We start from the raw sequence: 1875 nt of genomic DNA, 5'->3' as shown, positions 1-1875 counted from the left end.
GTTCGGGCCCTGTGGAGCATTATGCCAATCGCCTGACATTATTGCTTGCCGTGCACTTGTTTCACCGGAAACGATTTGCTACACGCCGCGAGCCGGTCGGTTCCGGCTCTACCACGTGCGGTCGTGGCGGAATTGGTAGACGCGCAGCGTTGAGGTCGCTGTGGGGCAACCCGTGGAAGTTCGAGTCTTCTCGACCGCACCATTCTCTTCCCAGAATCCGATTTGTGCCGGTCTCGCCCGCTGCGGGCCGGACGCATTTCGTTGATATTCCCGCACTTTACGCCACTTTCTTTTTGAGCGTCGGATTCTCCCAAAACCGGTTTCCCCCTTGGGTCCGATGCTCTAGACCTGATTTGCACCTTTTCCGGGATTCTTGTGGCGGGAGGCGCTGGTGGAAGGCGAGCACGAACGGACGACCGGCGCCGGGGCCGCCGAGGACAACCACGCCGACATCTATGGCGAGGACGGCGCCGTGCTTTCGTCCTTCCTGGCGCGGATCGGCGCGGCGATCGCCGACCGCGACACGCTGACCCTCAAGCATGAAGTCGACGACCTGCACCAGTCGGAGCTCGGCGATCTGCTCGAGGCGCTGCATCCCGAACAGCGCCGCGCGCTGGTCGAACTCCTGGGCGCCGATTTCGACTTTTCCTCGCTGACGGAGGTCGACGAGGCGATCCGTATGGAGATCGTCGACAATCTGCCCAATGCGCAGATCGCGCAGGCGGTGCAGGAGCTCGATTCCGACGACGCCGTCTACATTCTCGAGGATCTCGACCAGGAAGACCAGGACGAGATCCTGTCGCAACTGCCGTTCACCGAGCGGATCAGGCTGCGCCGCTCGCTCGATTATCCCGAAGAGACGGCCGGCCGCCGCATGCAGACCGAGTTCGTCGCGGTTCCGCCGTTCTGGACGATCGGCCAGACCATCGACTACATGCGCGAGGACAACAATCTTCCCGAGCGCTTCAGCCAGATCTTCGTCATCGATCCGAGCTTCAAGCTGCTCGGCGCCATCGACCTCGACCAGATCCTGCGCACCAAGCGTTCGGTCAAGGTCGAGGAGGTGATGCACGAGACGCGGCACGCCATTCCGGCCACCATGGACCAGGAAGAGGCGGCGCGGGAATTCGAGCAGTACGATCTTTTGTCGGCCGCGGTCGTCGACGAGAACGAACGGCTGGTTGGCGTTCTGACCATTGACGATGTCGTCGACGTCATCCAGCAGGAGGCCGAGGAAGATCTGATGCGCATGGGCGGCGTCGGCGACGAAGAGCTTTCCGACAGCATCTTTTCGACCTCGCGCTCACGCGTTCCGTGGCTGCTGATCAACCTTCTGACCGCGTTCCTGGCGGCGTCGGTGATCAGCCTGTTCGACCGCACGATCGAACACATCGTGGCACTGGCGGTGCTGATGCCGATCGTCGCGGGCATGGGCGGCAATGCCGGCTCGCAAACCATGACCGTCACCGTGCGGGCGTTGGCGACCAGGGATCTCGACATCTACAATGCCGGCCGCATCATTCGCCGCGAGATGGGTGTCGGCTTCATCAACGGCATCGTCTTCGCCATCCTGATCGGCATCGTCGCGGCAGCCTGGTTCCGTGATCCCAATCTGGGCGGGATCATCGCGGCGGCGATGATCATCAACATGTTCGTGGCCGCCCTGGCCGGCATCCTGATCCCGCTGCTGCTCGATCGTTTCAAGGTCGATCCGGCGGTCGCTTCGGCGGTCTTCGTCACCACGGTTACCGACGTCGTCGGTTTCTTTGCATTTCTCGGCATTGCCACGTGGTGGTTCGGCGTGCCCTGAAGGCACGCCTTTTGGCTCAATTGACTTTTACGTAAATGCCGTGCGAGGCTCGCGCGGGGCGCCAT

General features: G+C 62.2%; 1 protein-coding gene and 1 tRNA gene. Both read left to right on the top strand.

Annotated features, from left to right (window positions below; genetic code table 11):
* Positions 1 to 117: 117 nt before the first annotated feature.
* Positions 118 to 202: transfer RNA gene (locus EN969_RS29245), tRNA-Leu, on the top strand.
* A gap of 189 nt (positions 203 to 391) precedes the next feature.
* Positions 392 to 1810 (top strand): magnesium transporter, encoded by a 1419-nt coding sequence (mgtE, locus tag EN969_RS29240; RefSeq protein WP_013531112.1) that lies wholly within the window; start codon positions 392 to 394, stop codon positions 1808 to 1810.
* Positions 1811 to 1875: the final 65 nt, after the last annotated feature.

It is taken from the genome of Mesorhizobium sp. M7A.F.Ca.CA.003.01.2.1 (assembly GCF_003998945.1).
Taxonomy (GTDB): domain Bacteria; phylum Pseudomonadota; class Alphaproteobacteria; order Rhizobiales; family Rhizobiaceae; genus Mesorhizobium; species Mesorhizobium ciceri.
The sequence above is the reverse complement of the archived record's forward strand: the minus strand, read 5'-3'. Positions and strand labels throughout refer to the sequence as shown.